The 15,370-nt window shown below is 39.9% G+C and carries 10 protein-coding genes, 20 tRNA genes and 1 rRNA gene; 5 read left to right on the forward strand and 26 right to left on the reverse strand.

Features of this window, described 5'->3' with window-relative positions:
* Complete coding sequence (locus QUF91_RS21555; protein ID WP_289419299.1) at positions 1-921, forward strand: 1,4-dihydroxy-2-naphthoate polyprenyltransferase; 921 nt, start codon at positions 1-3, stop codon at positions 919-921.
* Between the two features lie 49 nt (positions 922-970).
* Here the strand turns inward: QUF91_RS21555 and QUF91_RS21560 are convergent, their stop codons facing one another.
* The 3 genes from QUF91_RS21560 to QUF91_RS21570 form a co-directional block, all read right to left on the reverse strand.
* Positions 971-1,897 (reverse strand): dipeptidase, encoded by a 927-nt coding sequence (locus QUF91_RS21560; protein ID WP_289419300.1) that lies wholly within the window; start codon positions 1,895-1,897, stop codon positions 971-973.
* A gap of 48 nt (positions 1,898-1,945) precedes the next feature.
* A complete protein-coding gene (locus QUF91_RS21565; RefSeq protein WP_285399342.1) occupies positions 1,946-2,395 on the reverse strand; it encodes a TraR/DksA C4-type zinc finger protein in 450 nt (149 codons plus the stop codon).
* 90 nt (positions 2,396-2,485) lie between these two features.
* A complete protein-coding gene (locus QUF91_RS21570; RefSeq protein WP_289419301.1) occupies positions 2,486-3,247 on the reverse strand; it encodes a MerR family transcriptional regulator in 762 nt (253 codons plus the stop codon).
* 439 nt (positions 3,248-3,686) lie between these two features.
* Here QUF91_RS21570 and QUF91_RS21575 point away from each other — a divergent pair, with 439 nt between their 5' ends.
* The gene (locus tag QUF91_RS21575; RefSeq protein ID WP_285399340.1) at positions 3,687-4,325 is read left to right on the forward strand and encodes an NAD(P)-dependent oxidoreductase; all 639 of its coding nucleotides are present in this window, start codon (positions 3,687-3,689) and stop codon (positions 4,323-4,325) included.
* Positions 4,326-4,434: 109 nt separating this feature from the next.
* On the opposite strand, the gene QUF91_RS21580 is transcribed toward QUF91_RS21575, so the two are convergent.
* Entirely contained in the window at positions 4,435-7,203 is a 2,769-nt protein-coding gene (locus QUF91_RS21580; RefSeq protein ID WP_289419302.1) for an S-layer homology domain-containing protein, read from the reverse strand.
* A gap of 467 nt (positions 7,204-7,670) precedes the next feature.
* On the opposite strand from QUF91_RS21580, the gene QUF91_RS21585 reads away from it, so the two are divergent.
* Positions 7,671-8,042 carry a hypothetical protein gene (locus QUF91_RS21585; RefSeq protein ID WP_289419303.1) on the forward strand — a complete coding sequence of 124 codons (372 nt, stop codon included), beginning with the start codon at positions 7,671-7,673 and terminating at the stop codon, positions 8,040-8,042.
* Positions 8,043-9,021: 979 nt separating this feature from the next.
* On the opposite strand, the gene QUF91_RS21590 is transcribed toward QUF91_RS21585, so the two are convergent.
* The 22 genes from QUF91_RS21590 to QUF91_RS21695 form a co-directional block, all read right to left on the reverse strand.
* Positions 9,022-9,093: transfer RNA gene (locus QUF91_RS21590), tRNA-Glu, on the reverse strand.
* 2 nt (positions 9,094-9,095) lie between these two features.
* A tRNA-Ser gene (locus QUF91_RS21595) sits at positions 9,096-9,185 on the reverse strand.
* A gap of 10 nt (positions 9,186-9,195) precedes the next feature.
* Positions 9,196-9,272, reverse strand: a tRNA-Asn gene (locus QUF91_RS21600).
* Between the two features lie 4 nt (positions 9,273-9,276).
* A tRNA-Ile gene (locus tag QUF91_RS21605) sits at positions 9,277-9,354 on the reverse strand.
* Position 9,355: 1 nt separating this feature from the next.
* Positions 9,356-9,429 (reverse strand) — tRNA-Gly (locus QUF91_RS21610).
* A gap of 5 nt (positions 9,430-9,434) precedes the next feature.
* A tRNA-Phe gene (locus tag QUF91_RS21615) sits at positions 9,435-9,510 on the reverse strand.
* A 57-nt stretch (positions 9,511-9,567) separates the two neighbouring features.
* A tRNA-Asp gene (locus QUF91_RS21620) sits at positions 9,568-9,643 on the reverse strand.
* A 3-nt stretch (positions 9,644-9,646) separates the two neighbouring features.
* Positions 9,647-9,721, reverse strand: a tRNA-Met gene (locus QUF91_RS21625).
* 50 nt (positions 9,722-9,771) lie between these two features.
* Positions 9,772-9,863 (reverse strand) — tRNA-Ser (locus tag QUF91_RS21630).
* Between the two features lie 15 nt (positions 9,864-9,878).
* A tRNA-Ile gene (locus QUF91_RS21635) sits at positions 9,879-9,955 on the reverse strand.
* Positions 9,956-9,962: 7 nt separating this feature from the next.
* A tRNA-Met gene (locus tag QUF91_RS21640) sits at positions 9,963-10,035 on the reverse strand.
* 24 nt (positions 10,036-10,059) lie between these two features.
* Positions 10,060-10,135, reverse strand: a tRNA-Ala gene (locus QUF91_RS21645).
* 6 nt (positions 10,136-10,141) lie between these two features.
* A tRNA-Pro gene (locus QUF91_RS21650) sits at positions 10,142-10,218 on the reverse strand.
* A gap of 17 nt (positions 10,219-10,235) precedes the next feature.
* Positions 10,236-10,312 (reverse strand) — tRNA-Arg (locus QUF91_RS21655).
* Positions 10,313-10,326: 14 nt separating this feature from the next.
* Positions 10,327-10,415 (reverse strand) — tRNA-Leu (locus QUF91_RS21660).
* Positions 10,416-10,420: 5 nt separating this feature from the next.
* Positions 10,421-10,494: transfer RNA gene (locus QUF91_RS21665), tRNA-Gly, on the reverse strand.
* 47 nt (positions 10,495-10,541) lie between these two features.
* Positions 10,542-10,625, reverse strand: a tRNA-Leu gene (locus QUF91_RS21670).
* A 21-nt stretch (positions 10,626-10,646) separates the two neighbouring features.
* Positions 10,647-10,723: transfer RNA gene (locus tag QUF91_RS21675), tRNA-Lys, on the reverse strand.
* 7 nt (positions 10,724-10,730) lie between these two features.
* Positions 10,731-10,806, reverse strand: a tRNA-Thr gene (locus QUF91_RS21680).
* A 3-nt stretch (positions 10,807-10,809) separates the two neighbouring features.
* Positions 10,810-10,884: transfer RNA gene (locus QUF91_RS21685), tRNA-Val, on the reverse strand.
* Positions 10,885-10,894: 10 nt separating this feature from the next.
* A 5S ribosomal RNA gene (gene rrf / locus QUF91_RS21690) occupies positions 10,895-11,009 on the reverse strand.
* Between the two features lie 429 nt (positions 11,010-11,438).
* On the reverse strand, positions 11,439-12,518 hold the full coding sequence (locus tag QUF91_RS21695) for a cysteine desulfurase family protein (protein WP_289419304.1): 1,080 nt from the start codon (positions 12,516-12,518) through the stop codon (positions 11,439-11,441).
* Between the two features lie 877 nt (positions 12,519-13,395).
* On the opposite strand from QUF91_RS21695, the gene nadC reads away from it, so the two are divergent.
* Positions 13,396-14,256, forward strand: coding sequence for a carboxylating nicotinate-nucleotide diphosphorylase (gene nadC / locus QUF91_RS21700; protein ID WP_289419305.1), 861 nt, complete (start codon positions 13,396-13,398; stop codon positions 14,254-14,256).
* Positions 14,243-15,370, forward strand: a complete 1,128-nt coding sequence (gene nadA, locus QUF91_RS21705; RefSeq protein WP_289419306.1) for a quinolinate synthase NadA — start codon at positions 14,243-14,245, stop codon at positions 15,368-15,370. The genes nadC and nadA overlap by 14 nt, the downstream gene beginning before the upstream one ends.

A 15,370-nucleotide genomic window follows, 5' to 3' on the forward strand; every position in this document is an offset into this window, starting at 1 on the left:
ATGACCAAAGTCATTGAAGCTGATAGGGGTTTTAAAGTTTGGTGGCATTTAACACGTCCACATACTTTAACCGCTTCATTCGTTCCAGTATTTTTAGGAACAGCAATTGCCCTAGCAATTGAAAAACAAACAATAGGTTTTGGACTATTTTTTGCTATGCTTATTGCAAGTATGCTTATACAAGCAGCAACAAATATGTTCAATGAATATTACGATTACAAATTAGGACTAGACAATGAACATTCTGTCGGTATTGGCGGAACTATTGTGCGTCACGGTGTCCAACCAAAAACAATTATGATCATTGCCTTAAGCTTTTATGCAATCGCTATGCTACTTGGCATATACATATGTGCCTCTACCTCTTGGTGGCTTGCTGCAGTAGGGCTTGTTTGTATGCTTATTGGTTTTTTATATACTGGAGGACCCTACCCTATAGCTTATTCACCATTCGGAGAACTTGTATCTGGCGCTGTTATGGGGATGGGTATTGTCTTAATAGCCTTTTATATTCAAGCGCTTACTGTGACACTTGATGCTGTTTTACTTTCAGTACCAAGTATGATTTTAGTCGGTGCCATCATGCTATCCAATAATATCCGTGATATCGTTGGTGATACAGAGGGTGGTCGAAAAACACTTGCTATTTTAGTAGGTCGTGATAATGCCATATCTGTACTTTCTGGCTTTTTTGTCGTTTCGTACTTATGGGTAATCGCTCTTGTAGCAATTGATGGTATTACCTTTTGGGCTCTACTCATTTTCTTAAGTGTTCCGAAGCCACTTCGTGCGATTCAAATTTTCCGCGATAAAAAAGAAGCCAAAGAAGTGATGCCTGCGATGAAATTTACAGCGCAAACAAATACATTCTTCGGCTTCCTCTTAGCAATAGGTTTATTAATTCAATATTTCTTTTATTAAGAAACACAAAGGCTTAAACTACTGAAAGAAGTTAAAAAATGCAACAACCTTAACGGGTTGCTGCATTTTTTACATAGCGTCTAAAATTATTACTTGCAATACCACGAACATCTTCGTCTGAAAAATGTTCACGTAACGCCTCTAGTAAATTTTGTGCCTCTCCAGCGTGTGCCAATCCATTTACAGTAGCATCTATCCCGTCAAAGTCTGAGCCTAGTCCAAGATGCTCCACTCCTACTAATTTCGCTAGATGCTTCACATGTGTAACTAAGTCATCCAACGTAGCATCTTCACCGATAAAAGTCGGGAAGTAAACGACATGAATATGCCCTCCATGCTCTACAAGTGCTTTTGCCTGAGCATCTGTTAAATTTCGGGGATGATCACAAATTGCACGTGCATTACTATGGCTAGCAATTATATGCTTCGCTAGTGGCAACACATCCCAAAAGCTCTGTTCATTTAAATGAGAAACATCGATAATAATATCTCGTTCATTTAGCAAGTTTACTACTTCTTTACCAAATGGTTTTAAGCCAAGACTTGCATCCTGTTCAGCACCGTGGGCTACAGCATTTACTTCATTCCACGTTAGTCCAACAAGCTTCACACCAGCATCTAATATAGCAGAAAGCTTTGCTAAATCGTCGCCGATTGGGCCACAACCCTCTAAGCTTAGAATGGCACCAATTTCATGTGGAGCTAAAGTGTCTAATTGCGACCAATCCGTAATATGCACCATGCCCTCAGTCTGTAATACATGTGTATGAAATGCTTCTATTTGACGCACTACCTCTAAAAATTGCATACTTTGCGGAATTTCAGGATTAATAAAAATTGCAAATACTTGTGCATTTACTTGCCCTAATTGTAATCTCCCTCGATTAGCAGCCAACCGTACATCATCTTCAAATTTTACTGCTTCTAAAGTCGTTAATTTCAATAGCGCATCGCAGTGTAAATCAATTATGTCCATATTCTCACCCCATACAGCTATTATACAGCCTGTGAGCGGAAATGCTTACTAACTTTTATCTTGAGGTGTATCAGAAGAGCCGAATTCCTCAAGCTCTATGAAATCATCCGATTTTGGTGTTGAAGACAATACATCTTCTTCCACTGGTCTTAAACCGTCATCTTTTTGCTCCGCATGCTCTACACACGTCAATGCTTTCGGCATAGCCTCTAAGCGACCAATCGGAATCTCTTCGCCACATACAGCGCATTTGCCATATGTACCCTCCTCCATCGCTTGCAGTGCGCGCTTTATTTCCTCAGCATTGTCACTGCGATGCTCATCAATTACCATTTCCGTTAGATGATCCGTTAAATCACTCGCATTGTCAGCCGGATGATTATCATAATTAGATAGCTCTGTCGCTTGCGGACGTTCCGATTCCTCAAGTTGCTTTTCTATTTCCTGTAGTTCCTGCTCTAATTGCTTTTTTAACTTCTCCATTACTTGTGGGTTCAAAAAATCTCCTCCTCATGCCTTCATTTTTTCCTAAATAAATATTTCTAAAACATTAAAGCACAAGAAGGAATCACTTATTTTTTCGTATAATTACGCTAAGGCGAAATTGATTATAGCATCATGTAAAAATTGTGCGGCTCCCTGAGAAACGCGCTCATCATAATAAGCTGTAAATCGTTCATCTGCTATATACATCTGCGCTATACCAGCATGTGCCTCTTTAGAATATTGTGACCACGAAAAGCTTAGCCAACGCTTATGAAGCTCTGCTACCTCCATTGCCACATCATTTTTGGTATCGCCAATCTCCATCGCTTCTTTTAAACGATCAAATAATTGCTGTTCTAGCTGCTGCATTGCCTCATACTGCTCTTCTGTCATATTCATCACCTTAGCATTCGACGCTTCAACTGTTTCGTTACCATATTTTGCACGAATTTCTTGACCATATTGCTTTTCATTTTCTTCGATTAGCTTCTCTTTAAATCCATTAAATTTCTCTTCATTTGTCATTGGCTGTTCCTCCTCAATAGATTGAATTGTTTTTTCCACTGTTTGTAATATCTTTTCAAGCTGCTCCTTGCGCTTTAGTAAAGCAGCACGATGCGTTTTGAGTGCTTCTGTATGTTGAAAATCAGGTGCTTGAATAATTTCCTGAATTGTTGCTAGCTTCATATCTAATGCTCTATAAAATAAAATTTGCTGGAGCATATCAACCTCAAACTGTCCATAAAATCGATAGCCTGCTTCATTGGTTCTTGCTGGCCTCAGTAATCCAATTTCATCGTAATAACGCAGTGTTCTTGTACTAACCCCAGACAATTGGGCAAGCTCTTGAATTGTATATTCCATACTTTTTCACCTCCATTAATGCTACTGTAAATCTTTACGTAACGTTAAGGTCAAGAAAAATTTGCACATTACCATAACGTTGAGTTATTTTCCATTCTGACTGGGCGCTTTTCTGGGGGCATTCAGCCTTTATCCAATCATCTTATAGCCGTGGCACACGTTTTAACAAATGCCACCCCAGATTTTTGGTAATGATATTTGGTTCATCACCATAACGTGTGGTCGATTTCCATTCCGACTGAGAGCGTCCGATGAGCCGCTTCACTCGCGAGGCTAGCTCCAGCAGGAACGAAGATTAACCAATATACAGTGCATATATTTTTAAAAACTTTTGGTGTCGAGCCCTAATTTTACATAACTTAGTAAAAAACAGAAAAATCCGAAACCTTTCGTTAGGTTTGGCGGTATATCTAGTATCACGCTTAGTTGGAGGTATATAATGAATAGCCCTTATAAGATAGCTATAATTGGAGGAACAGGGAAAGTAGGAAGACATATAGCAACTCATGCCATACAGAAAGGATACCATGTTCGGATGCTTGTAAGAAATCCAGAAAGGTTGTTAGTTAAAAATGAGAAAATTGAAATAGTGAAAGGGCAAGTACAAGATATAAATAGTATCCGAGAGCTTCTTAAAGATTGTAAAATCGTCATTAATACATTTGGTCAACCAACTAAAGGAGAACAAATATATAGCAAAGTAACTAAAAATATTCTTGATGTAATGAAAGATTTAAACATTAGTCGTTATATAGGTGTGTCGGGTGGTTCTTTAACTATTCATGAGGACAAAAAGAGCATTTTGAATCGTTTTGGAGCAAAAATATTTGAAGTTTTCTTGCCAAAAATGATGCAGGATAAAAAATTAGAATGGGAAATTTTATTACATAATAAACAGATCAACTGGACATTAATTAGATTGCCATTTGTAAAAGATAGTTTAAAATCATATCAGATCATGGAAAACCTTACTGATATGCCTGGTACAAAAATTACTAATCAAGATATAGCCACCTTTATCATTGATCAAGTAAATAACACGCAGTACATACACAAAGCACCGTTCATCTCCAATTAGTCTAGTATCAATAAATTGACATAAGAAAATAGCATGCTAAGAATACCTCTAGCATGCTATTTTTTAGTGTGGATTTACCACATGATGTCTTAGGAAATTCTAATTCCTTTTATCTTGATAATGTAATTGTTTGTGAAGTGAAATCTAACTTATTCCCACTAGAATCCATAATACCATTACGAGATGAGGCTTGAATCGTAACATTTCCATATAAACCTTGTGGTATTGTAATCAACACTTTATCATTGCCTTGTGGATAGGTAGTTGCCCCTACTGTAGAACCATTCACAACAATGTCAAAGTCCATACTATTAACGTTTATTACTGGCTCACTAAAAACAACCTCTAAAGATTGTGAATTGCTAACATTAACATTGACAACCTTTGGTGCAACATTTTCTTTAAGATTAACTGAAGTTCTCACCTCGTCGAATGATTCCATAGAGTTTGCTGCTCTTAAGCCTTTAATCGTGAAATTACGTATGCCACTAAAATAATTCGAATCCTTTTTCAATGTTAGCTTAATACGATTTAAATTAGATGCCTCTACAACTGCACTTTCTACCTGAGCATTATCAATCATATAATTTTGAACGTTTTGAGCTAGTGCTGGATCAACAGGATAATTGAAATTTAAATAAACAATATTATTATCCTTAATAGAATAATCTGTTGCAGATGTTTGAATTGGATTGTACTGCGTCAATACTAGTTTATTACCATTAACATTTAAATCACCATTACGTGAAAATTTGACATTTGGCACTTCATTGATTGGCACACCGTATAAATTTGTAACATTAGATAAAAATAGTTTGCCATCATAAGAAGCTCCCTTTAAATCATAAGGGCCTAGCAGTCCTGCTATTTTTACACGTAATTTTGTAGGTTGATCTTTTACGCTATAAATATCACCTTGAGGTCCTCTTGATAACTCATACAAAATGTGGTTATTCATATAGCTTCCAGTAAATGATGCTTTTGGGTATGTTCCCAACTGTACTGGCTTATCGAAAGTTAATTGTAAATATTCTACATTATCCTCGTAAACTATATCAGAACTCATTAGTGCAGGAGCTTTGTCATCTCTTATAAAGTTATACACTGTTGAGAATGTTGCTGTTTCACCTGATAAATCAGTAATTACACGGCTAGAAGCTGTCCCAATCGTTGTAATTCCTTGAAGTATACTTTTTGGATCAACCGTAACATTAAATAAACGACCATTTTTAGGATCTTTCTCTACTTTATTCACGGAAATTGAAGTCTGACCGCTTTTGATTGAAAGATCATATGGGTATAGCTGTTGAATCTCCTCTGAGAACAATAGCTGGAACGTATTTGGTCCAGTTTGTGTGACAGTAGATAATGTCGGCGCAACACCATCTCTATCTCCCTTTTTCACTGATACAGTAGCAGGGTTTGGTGAAATTATGTTTCCTGACAAATCTGTTGCCGCTACGAATGTAATCTGCATAGCTGTACCAGGTGATAAATAACTACCATTTACTGTTGCAGCTGATAAGTCAAAGGTTGCTTCAGTTGCATTTTGCTCAATGCTGCCTACTACATTTGCCACCCTTGTACCATTTGGTAATGTGAATTGAATGCGTTCATTAGGAAATGCTGCCATTGGTTCAGAGAATTGCACTTTAACGATTGAAGAATTTTTCCCTTGCGTTGTCCCTATAATAGTAGGCGCTTGTATATCCCCAGCAATGACGAAATTCGCATCTACTTTGTTAAGCACTAAGCCCTTTTCTGATTTGATGTTATTTAACACATAGCGATGTGTACCTTTTAATGGCTCATTAACTGTAAAGATGATTGATTTTTTATCAGCACTGATTTCTGTTTTCACAACTGAAAGTGCTTTTAAAGTATCCACATTAGAGAAAGATACAACATTATCCTGTAATTTCCCATCTGGTTTTAACACTGAGGCTGGGTCAATTGCTTGGTTGAAAACAACTTTAATCTGTGAGGCGTTAGTGCCCTCAATTGATTGTACTTTTAGCTCATTGACTTCATATGTCACAACAGCGGAATATGGTTTGTCATTAATTTTGAAGTCTACTTTTGTTTGCACATTTTCAATAAGCGGCGTTGCCAAAGTTACCTTATGGTTTGTTCCATCTGTTAATGTTACCTGTAGTGTATTTGCATCTACAACTTTAACTGTTTGGATGAGTAATGGCACTTCAGGTTTTTTCACCATATCTTGTATATTCGTCATCGAACGATGTAAAAATGACGCAAATTGACCACGTGTTAGTGTGCCTTTCGGATTAAATGCTTTTACATTTGTAATCTTTGCATATTCTAATGCAATAATAGCTTCACGATTTTCTGGTAAAGCTGATTTTAAATCTGTAATAGAAGATTTATAGTTTTCTTTTTTATACATTTCAATTAAATCGATATCGTAAACTGCTTCAATCGCACTTACTAAGATAGAAGCCATTTGTTCACGTGGAATATTCTGGGAAGGTAATAACTTGTTGTTAGTCCCTTTGTAAATGCCATTATCATATATAAGTGCTGCATATTGTAGCAATTCTTTATCTTTTGCAGACGTAGGCAAGTCTGTAAAACGTACTTTTTTATTGTAATCTGCTGGCACATTGAAGTTTTCAGATACAAGCCATTTCCCTAAAAATTTCGTTACATTACCTTTTGTAAGGGTTGCGTTTGGCTTAAATGTGCCGTCTGGATACCCACCTATAATTTTTGCATCTGCTAATGCCAAAATAGCCTCTTTATGGTCACTTTTCGCAATATCTGTAAAGTTAGCTGCACTTGCAGTAGGAACAACAGCCGCGGCAACCAATGCAGCAGAAGCTGCACTTACAATCCATTTACTTTGCTTTTTTTTCATATTTATTTCCTCCTACAATTCTATTCATCTCCATTATAAAAGAAAGATAGATTTATTCCAAAGGATATACCAATATTATCGTCATTTACCAAGGATTATTTGTCCAATAAATAAACTAAGCAATTTGAAGTTACACGAAGTTTGTTTGTCCATAGAGATGAGGATGATAAGAAATAATTTTTAGCAGGCATGTTGATTAGGACAAAAACGGGTTTATTATTGAGTGATAAAAGGATTTTTGTTGGCTCATCACCAAAAGTTATGGATGACATTTTTTTAAATATATGCGCTGTATATTAGTTGACCTTCGTTCCGGCTGGGCGACTCCTTGAGGATCAGCGTCACAGCTGAGGCCCTGGAGCGAGCCAGAAGAGGAACGAAGGCTAAAAACATCACGTCCTGTGATAACGCCTTCGTGACCTACATCTTGTAGGCCCAAGCGGCTCATCGGACGCTCCCAGGAAGCTTTGCTCTGTGCGAAAGCGTGGCGGCAGCAACATGGTTTTCGTCTGTGCGAAAGCGAAGCGGCAGCAACATGGTTTTCGTCTGTGCGAAAGCGAAGCGGCAGCAACATGGTTTTCGTCTGTGCGAAAGCGAAGCGGCAGCAACATGGTTTTCGTCTGTGCGAAAGCGAAGCGGCAGCAACATGGTTTTCGTTCTGTGCGAAAGCGAAGCGGCAGCAACATGGTTTTCGTCTGTGCGAAAGCCTAGTGACAGCAACAACAAATGTTTTCTGTAGCGAAAGCAAAGCGGCAGCTACAAATGTTTTATCTGCGCGAAAGGGAGCGTCAGCAGCAAAGCGCCCGGTCGAAACAGAAATCCACCACACATTTTGGTGAAGAGCCTTTTGTTGCTATTTTGCTAATGTATTCCCATTTTAACTGATTGTAGCGTAGGGCTACTCCCGCGGAAAAGCGAGTAACCTGTAGCGGAAATCAGAGACTTCTAATTAATCAGAGTGGATAAAAATGGTTAATCAACACACCTGGGTTTTAGTAGTCTAGAGCGATGAGTGAACTACTTGCCACTTAGCAAAGCTTGAAGTGGAGCTTCTCAGTTCCACGACGAAAGCAACCTTTCATCTCCCTAAGCGTTACTTCGTGGTGTTCCAACCCTAGATGTCCAACGCTTGGACGCTCTTTGGGTACGGTTGATATTTTACGCCAGAACCGAATGGCTTGGTTTTCGCACTCTATTTTCTTCCTGCAACCTCATATATCAAGTCATCAAAGAACTTCATATAGCTAGTTAATCAAAAGTTTTTGGCGAAATTTATCTCCCACCTACGTTAGGCTAACGCTCTTCACACGCTTGAGGAAGGAGAATTCTCTCGTTAAATTCGTTAAACGAATCTTAATAGCAAGTGCAGCACATATCTCTTAGAATAAAAAAGCTCATAACGACCTCCATACAAACATCTACTGGAGAAATCGTAATGAGCTATATTTATTGAATAAGCAAATTACAAAGTTACTTAACAGGCAAAACCACTATTAGGACGTGTTATGTTGATAAATTTACAAGTTGGGCGATAAATTCAATGAATCTCTCGATAAAACAAGTACAAATTTTATAATTTCCTTAACAAGAACAAATGCATGAAAGCGCTCTTTTACATCCGACAAGCGCTGGAGAGACCGAAACAAAAGTAAGCGATCCACCACTTTTGTCCGAGGGATCAAAGCGACCTTGATGATGCAAACGAGCGCTTTAGCCTACACGAAAACTATGGTCTTGGTTATCCACAATTAAAAATCTATAATTTCATTAATAATCAAAAAGCAGTAGATGTAAGTTACATCTACTGCTTTTTTAGTATGACCCGTACGGGATTCGAACCCGTGTTACCGCCGTGAAAGGGCGGTGTCTTAACCACTTGACCAACGGGCCAATGGCGGAGAAGGAGGGATTTGAACCTCGCGCCGGTTACCCGACCTACACCCTTAGCAGGGGCGCCTCTTCAGCCTCTTGAGTACTTCCCCAAATAAAAAATGGCTCCGAAGGCAGGACTCGAACCTGCGACAACCTGATTAACAGTCAGGTGCTACTACCAACTGAGCTACTTCGGAATAATGGTGGGCCTAAATGGACTCCGAACCATCGACCTCACGCTTATCAGGCGTGCGCTCTAACCAGCTGAGCTATAGGCCCTTGGAGCGGGTGATGAGAATCGAACTCACGACATCAGCTTGGAAGGCTGAGGTTTTACCATTAAACTACACCCGCAAATATGGTGGGTCAGGACGGAATCGAACCGCCGACACTTAGAGCTTCAATCTAATGCTCTACCAACTGAGCTACTGACCCATATTATCATGCTAAGCTTTCTACACTCTTTTGCTTCTCATGTATTTCTTTTAAAAATGGCGGTCCCGACCGGGATCGAACCGGCGATCTCCTGCGTGACAGGCAGGCATGTTAACCGCTACACCACGGGACCTTTTGGTTGCGGGGGCCGGATTTGAACCAACGACCTTCGGGTTATGAGCCCGACGAGCTACCACTGCTCCACCCCGCGTTAACAATATTCTTTTCGAGTTTTTTAAACACCATTTATAGAAATAAAACTGGAGGAGGTAGAGGGATTCGAACCCCGCGCGGTGTTACCCGCCTGTCGGTTTTCAAGACCGATCCCTTCAGCCAGACTTGGGTATACCTCCGTAACAATATATAAATGGTGGACCTTGCAGGACTCGAACCTGCGACCGGACGGTTATGAGCCGTCTGCTCTAACCAACTGAGCTAAAGGTCCTTTAAGATGGCGGCAGAGGGGATCGAACCCCGACCTTACGGGTATGAACCGTACGCTCTAGCCAGCCGAGCTACGCCGCCAGGATCTTTATACTGGTTATCTTTTGGTGGAGCCTAGCGGGATCGAACCGCTGACCTCCTGCGTGCAAGGCAGGCGCTCTCCCAGCTGAGCTAAGGCCCCAAAGAATGGTCGGAATGACAGGATTCGAACCTACGACCCCTTGGTCCCAAACCAAGTGCTCTACCAAGCTGAGCTACATTCCGATAAACAAATATTTATATGGCGCGCCCGACAGGAGTCGAACCCATAACCTTCTGATCCGTAGTCAGACGCTCTATCCAATTGAGCTACGGGCGCTAATTATTAAAAAATGGTGCCGAGGGCCGGAATCGAACCGGCACGGTAGTCACCTACCGCAGGATTTTAAGTCCTGTGCGTCTGCCAGTTCCGCCACCCCGGCACATTTGGAGCGGAAGACGAGGTTCGAACTCGCGACCCCACCTTGGCAAGGTGGTGTTCTACCACTGAACTACTTCCGCATGTGCATAAGATTTATTTATCCTGGCAATTATGAAATTCTGAAAAATGGTGCGGGTGAAGGAGTCGAACCCCCACGCCTTGCGGCGCTAGATCCTAAGTCTAGTGCGTCTGCCAATTCCGCCACACCCGCATATTTTGTTGGCAATTTAAATGGTGAGCCATGAAGGACTCGAACCTTCGACCCTCTGATTAAAAGTCAGATGCTTCTACCAACTGAGCTAATGGCTCAAAACTATGGTGCCGGCTATAGGAATCGAACCCACGACCTACTGATTACAAGTCAGTTGCTCTACCTGCTGAGCTAAACCGGCAAATGGTGGAGGATGACGGGCTCGAACCGCCGACCCCTGCTTGTAAGGCAGGTGCTCTCCCAGCTGAGCTAATCCTCCTGGGTATAATGCCTAGCGACGTCCTACTCTCACAGGGGAAGCCCCCAACTACCATCGGCGCTAAAGAGCTTAACTTCCGTGTTCGGTATGGGAACGGGTGTGACCTCTTTGCCATCATCACTAGACTATTGTCGACCTTCAATACACGGCGTATTACTGCATCAGCTTCTCTCGCTTAATCGGTCACGTACGGAGGTACGCTCTCTCATTCACTCGTTTGCTTCCTTGTACTACTCGTATCTTGAAACTCTTATGTATTTCGTTTTGAAGTTTATTACCTGTCCTTCAAGACAAGAATTATTGTATAACGTTTTTTCGCATTGTGCAATGCTTTTTTATAAAAAAAAGAAATTATTACTTTTTAGAGAGATTTTTAGTTATATAAGAGAAATTATCACTCTGCTAATCATTATAACACAATTGTTTAATTTAAAGAAAACAATTAATTTATCATATTAAATTATAGGTTTTCATCTCTATTCTCAATCTTCTTTAAGAGCCTTAAACTTACTTTTCAGGTGAAAGAACATTCACTATCTTTCACCTGAAAAACATTAAATGATAGAAAGCTCCATTTGTAATCGATCAATTTCCTCAAATGTTGTTGCTGGTCCAAAAGAAATTCTAAAAAATTGACGAGCTGCTTCCATAGAATAGCCCATTGATAAAATCGCCTTCGTACCAGATTCACTATGAATATCACAGGCACTCCCTGTAGAGATACAGATCCCTGCTTCATTTAATTTTAATAAAACATATTGCCCCTCTACCCTTTTCATCAATACACCACAAATATTGGGCAATTGCTCCTTACACTCAATTATTTGGCATGTCTCTGGTAAATTTCTCTTAAAATATTGACGTAAAGCTTCATAATGCTGACGCTCATATTGATATTCTTCAATCGCCGTAGCAAAAGCGACAATTGATGGGGTATCTAAGGTTCCTCCCCTTAGCCCACGCTCATGTGTCAAACCTGGTGCTAATGCAGGAACTCGTAGCTTCGGATTAATATAAATAGCTCCACAACCTTTTGGTCCACCTATTTTATGAGCTGAAACAGTCAGAGCATCCACTTGCTGTTTTAACGGAAGCTTACAAAAAGACTGAACACAATCGACATGCAAGAAAACATTTGATTGTTTTGCAATCTCTGCAATATTTTCTATAGGTTGAATAGAGCCTATCTCTGAATTTACATGTTGGATCGTGATTAAAGCCGTATCTTCTTGTATGGCTTCTCGTAATTGCTCCACATGAATACAACCATCTTGCTGTAAAGGTAACTTCGTGACCACAAAACCCATTTTTTCAAGCGTATTTAACGCAGCATGTACGGATGTGTGTTCAGCTTGTGATGAAATAATGTGCTTCCCTTTATTGGAAGTCAAAGCTAACGACAAAATAGAAATTAAATTGCCCTCAGTGCCGCTTCCAGTAAAGATTACGCCATCACTGTTTACTCCAAGAGATCTCGCTACAACAGTTCTTGCCTGTTCAACAAAATAATGAGCTTGCCATCCTAAATCATGCAAGCTTGCACTATTCGCATAATACCGTTCTGCTATCTCACAATATGCTTTAAGAACTTTGGGAACCATTGGAGATGTTGCAGCATAATCCAGATAAATCATCTTATTCTTCCTTTCTGTATCATCAAGTCTTGTGTTCTCTTTTATTTTATGTAAAGATAAGTGTCAAGACAACTGTAAAGATTTTTAAGCGTAGGTGTAATGACAGATGCACTTATTATAGGTAGCGGGATCGCTGCCGTTACAAGTCAAGAAGATCATCCAAGGTTTCACTCTGTTGATACATTGACTGCTGGTAAATATCATCATGAAAGATTCGAATGTTGAAATACAAAACTGCACAGAAATAAAGAATTACGTTCGGACAAAAAATGGCCCATACATTATCCAAACTGGTTAAAAGCAAAATAATTTCTTCATTGCTGACAAAACTTACGATCAAACAATGATGCACACTTAAGCATTGTCCGAAATTCTATCGATATGCAACAACTCGCACAACAATTACCATCAATGCAAACACTTCTTCATGTTGATTTAGATAGCTTGAATCAATATGAACTTTGAACTTTACATGATGCATACTGTTGCTACAGTAATTGCATGTGCAGCCATTAAACAAGCAGAAACTCGCAGCGGAGCTTTTATTCGCACAAATGAATTACAAAATTAGGCGTGTTGATTAGGAAAAAATAGATTTATTGTTGATTGTAGCGTAGGGTTACTCGACTCCCGCGGGAAAGCGAGACAGACGAGACCCTGCACGGAGCGGAGGAAGCGGCTCGACGCTCGCCCGCAGGAAGCCTTGCTCTGTACGAAAGCGTAGCGTCAGCGACAAAGCGAGTAGCCCGTAGCGGAAATCAGCCTCTTCAAATGTATAAAAATGGTTAATCAACACACCTGTTACAAAATTTTAAACAGAAGGTAAACCGCTGGATCATTTTTCAACCAGGACAGATGAAAGTGAGGAATTCATTATATGAATATCATCAAGCTCGAGGAAATGCTCAAGCAATTTTTTAATGAAGATATAGGAGATGGGGATTTATCAAGTGAATTTATATTTTCTGCTGAACAGCAGGGATCTTTTTCTTTTTATGCGAAAGAAAGCGGCATTTTTTGTGGAGCCCTCATCATTGAGCATGGATTTCTTTTACTTGATCGATCGATGGATATTACTCTTTATAGAAAAGATGGTGAAAAAGTAAATACTGGTGATGTTCTCGCTGTTATTCAAGGACCTCTTCAAAAGTTATTAATGGGTGAACGGGTAATTTTGAATCTTACTCAGCGTATGTCTGCTATCGCTACAGCTACAAATTTAGCGGTGCGTGAAACAGCAGGTACGAATGCGAAAATATGCGATACTCGCAAAACAATGCCTGGCATGCGTATGTTAGATAAATATGCTGTTAGAATCGGTGGTGCCTACAACCATCGCAATGGTTTATACGATGCGATAATGCTAAAGGATAATCATATTGCGTTTACAGGTAGTATTACTAAGGCAGTACAGGCTGCCCGAGAGAAAATCGGTCACACCATAAAAATCGAAGTGGAAATCGAAACAAAGGCCCAGCTAGATGAAGCAATTGTAGCTGGCGCAGACATTATTATGTTTGATAATCGCAGCCCTGAAGAAATACGTGAATGGCTTCCTGCTGTTCCCCCGCATATCGCTACAGAAGCTTCAGGAGGCATTACGCTTCATAACTTAAACACCTATGCTAAAACAGGCATTCAATGGATTTCTCTTGGAGCTTTAACACATTCAGTAATAGCCTTTGATATTAGTGCACTTGTACAAACGAAAGGAGTTAATTCTCTTGTCCATCACTAGTTTATTACAACAAACGTCACTACTACCAGATCATTATCGTGCATTATCTAAAAACGAAATGGAATCTCGTATTAAAGCTATAAAAAAGAAATTAGGCAGTACACTCTTCATCCCGGGCCATCATTATCAAAAAGATGAAGTAATTCAATTTGCAGATGTAACAGGAGATTCTTTGCAGCTTGCTCAATTATCAGCTACTAACAAGGAAGCTAAACATATAGTATTTTGTGGTGTACATTTTATGGCGGAAACAGCTGATATGCTTACATCTGAACAGCAGCATGTTTACTTACCTGATATGCGAGCAGGCTGTTCAATGGCCGATATGGCAGACATTTACCAAACAGAACACGCATGGCCAATTTTACAACAACTTTTTGGCGATACCATTATCCCGCTAACATATGTCAATTCTACTGCTGCCATTAAAGCATTTACGGGTAGACATGGAGGAGCCTGTGTGACATCATCCAATGCAAAAGAAATGGTGAGATGGGCATTTACACAAAAACAACGTATTTTCTTTTTACCAGATCAACATTTAGGTAGAAATACTGCGTATGATTTAGGAATACCGCTAGAAAATATGGCCGTCTGGAATCCTCAAACAAATATGCTCGAGACAGATCAGTCCCCAGAAAACATACAAGTCATCTTATGGAAGGGACACTGCTCTGTACACGAAGGCTTTACCGTTCAGCATACGGAGATTGTACGTAAAACTCATCCAAACATGCGCATCATTGTTCATCCTGAATGTAATCGCGAGGTTGTTGCTGCTGCAGATGATGCAGGTTCTACAAAATACATTATTGATACGATTAATAAGGCACCAAGTGGTTCTGCTTGGGCGATTGGCACAGAAATGAATCTCGTTAATCGTATTATCAAGCAGCACCCCGATAAGCAGATTATATCCTTAAATGAGAACTTTTGCCCTTGTCTTACGATGAACCGAATCGATTTACCTCATTTACTTTGGTGCCTTGAAAGTATCGAACAAGGGCAACCACATAATCGTATTCAAGTAGAAGCTCATGCCGCTGAAGAAGCACGTAGTTCACTTGAAAGAATGCTATTACGACCAAAAGAGGCTGGGACAAAACCTCACTAA

It is taken from the genome of Lysinibacillus sp. G4S2, assembly GCF_030348505.1.
Taxonomy (GTDB): Bacteria; Bacillota; Bacilli; order Bacillales_A; family Planococcaceae; genus Lysinibacillus.